The organism is uncultured Nevskia sp., from assembly GCF_903885465.1.
Lineage (GTDB): Bacteria > Pseudomonadota > Gammaproteobacteria > Nevskiales > Nevskiaceae > Nevskia.
In genome coordinates this window covers 1-1947 of the sequence record NZ_CAISIQ010000231.1, presented here as the reverse complement: position 1 = coordinate 1947, position 1947 = coordinate 1, and the positions used below count along the sequence as shown (strand labels likewise).

Below are 1947 nucleotides of genomic sequence, written 5' to 3'. Positions count from 1 at the left end.
TCACGGACACGCGATTGGTGGTCAGATCGCGCGGAATGTTCGGCGCGCCAACCGCCAGTTCCGACTGCTTGTTGCGCGTGTGATCGGCCGTCAGGCTGACCTGCGGAAACAGCACCAAACCGGTAGCGCCCGCGGTGGCGCGCGCCTGCTCGATGCGCGCCGCGGCGATCTGCACGTCGAGATTTCTGGCCAGCGCCTGCTGGATCAGCATGCGCAGCGCCGGATCGGTGTAGACCGTCGCCCAGTCGCTTTCAGCCAGTGCCGTGTCGACGGTCGGATCCAGCGCCGGCGGCGCATCGCCCCGGAAACGCTGAGGCACCGTCAGTTCGGGCCGCTCGTAATCCGGGCCCAGCGCACAGCCGGTCAAAGCGACCAGCAGCGCCGTCGCCAGAATCAGATTGCGTTTGCTCGCGCTCATGGCGCGTCTCCATGCGTCGTTGCGACCGGTGCGGCCGGTGCGGCCGGTGCGGCGACAGCTACCTTCTTCGGCCGCAGACGATCAGCAGCGCCCTGCACCAGCACGTAAAGCAACGGAATCAGGAAGATGCCGATCATCGTGGCCGCAGTCATGCCGAACACCACGGCGGTACCGAGCACCGAGCGCGCTGCAGCGCCGGCGCCACTGGCGATGGCCAGCGGCACGGCGCCAAGGATGAACGCGAACGAGGTCATCAGAATCGGCCGCAGGCGCAGGCGCGCGCCTTCCATGGCGGCATCGACCAAGGTGGCGCCGCGCTCGCGGGCCAGCTTGGCGAACTCGACGATCAGAATCGCGTTCTTGGCCGCCAGGCCGATCAGCATGATCACGCCAACCTGGGCGTAGATGTCATTGGACATGCCACGCAAGGCCAGGCCACCAAAAGCACCGAACACCGCGAACGGAATGCTCAGCAACACCGCGAACGGCACCGCCCAGCTTTCGTACAGCGCCGCCAGCACCAGGAACACGAACAGCATCGCCATCGCGAAGATCAGCGGTGCCTGACCACCGGATTTCTTTTCCTGGTAGGTCTGGCCGGTCCACTCGTAGCCGTAGCCTTCGGGCAGTACCTGAGCGGCGATCTCTTCCATCGCTTTCACGGCGTCACCCGAGGAATAACCCGGCGCCGGATTGCCGGTGATGCTGACCGCGCGATAGACGTTGTAGCGGTCGATCGACTCCGGGCCCTGATGGTTGATGATGCTGAGCACGGTCGACAGCGGCACCATTTCGCCGTTTTCCGAGCGCGCGTACAGGTTGTTGACCGAATCCGGCGAACTGCGCGCCCCGGCTTCTGCCTGAGCGGTCACGCGGAACGTGCGGCCGTACAGGTTGAAATCGTTGATGTAGGCGCCGCCGAGAAAGGACTGCAGAGCACCGAAGACATCAGAGATCGGCACGCCCAGCGTCTTCACGCGGTCGCGATCGATCTTGTATTCGATCTGCGGCACCTTGGTGGTGAACAGCGTGAATATGCGGCTGATTTCCGGACGCTTCGACGCTTCGGCAACCAGCTCCTGAGAGATCTGCGCCAGTTCGCCGACATCGCCGCCGCGGCGATCTTCGAGCAGGAACTCGAAACCGCCCGTCGCGCTGATGCCGGGGATCGACGGCGGGTTGAGCACCAGAAAGCTGGCTTCGCTCAAGGAGGCCAGTTCCTGATTGAGCCGGCGCACGATCGAGAATGCGTCCGAGTGACCGCCACCGCGGTCCGCCCAGGGCTTGAGCACCAGAAAACCGGTGCCGCTGTAAGGCGTGTTGACGCGGGTGATCAAGCTGAAGCCGTTGATGGCGATGAAGCTTTCGACCTCCGGAAACTTCTCGTCGACGATCTTGCGGAATTTCTCCATCACCGCTTCCGTGCGTTGCAGAGACGCACCGAGCGGCAACTGGGCGTTGATCAGCAGATAGCCTTGATCCTCGTCCGGCAGGAAGCCGGCCGGCCGCTGCTCGACCAGCACCACGGC

The 1947-nt window shown here is 64.4% G+C and carries 2 protein-coding genes; both read right to left on the bottom strand.

Features of this window, described 5'->3' with window-relative positions; translation table 11 throughout:
* Window positions 1-418, bottom strand: a 418-nt coding sequence (locus QZY06_RS08680) for a TolC family protein (RefSeq protein ID WP_295682930.1), incomplete at its 3' end; no start/stop codon positions are given.
* Window positions 415-1947, bottom strand: a 1533-nt coding sequence (locus tag QZY06_RS08675; RefSeq protein WP_295682927.1) for an efflux RND transporter permease subunit, incomplete at its 5' end; no start/stop codon positions are given. The genes QZY06_RS08675 and QZY06_RS08680, both read right to left, overlap by 4 nt.